Below are 218 nucleotides of genomic sequence, written 5' to 3'. Positions count from 1 at the left end.
ATTAAAGCCGTAATCAACTAGTTTAGTACTCTTGATTCATATAGCCTTAAACTACGCTTAGAAAGTACAACATAGCCATCATTTATAGCAATGCTTTTAATTAGTGCATCCTCAAAGATTATGCTACCGCACGTGAAATCGTGACTGAAAGTTGTGACTTCGACATCATTTGCGATATATAACGCGTTATCTAACGAAATAAGAATCCCAAAGTGCCC

At 36.2% G+C, this 218-nt stretch carries 1 pseudogene; it reads right to left on the bottom strand.

Going from position 1 to position 218, the window contains the following annotated elements:
* Nucleotides 1-17 precede the first annotated feature (17 nt).
* Nucleotides 18-218 (bottom strand): annotated as a pseudogene (locus ACX5KA_RS05420) (formyltransferase family protein); the annotation flags it as partial.

The sequence above is a fragment of the Alteromonas alvinellae genome (genome assembly GCF_902705805.1).
Note: the sequence above shows the minus strand (reverse complement) of the source record. Positions and strands in the feature narration are given on the sequence as shown.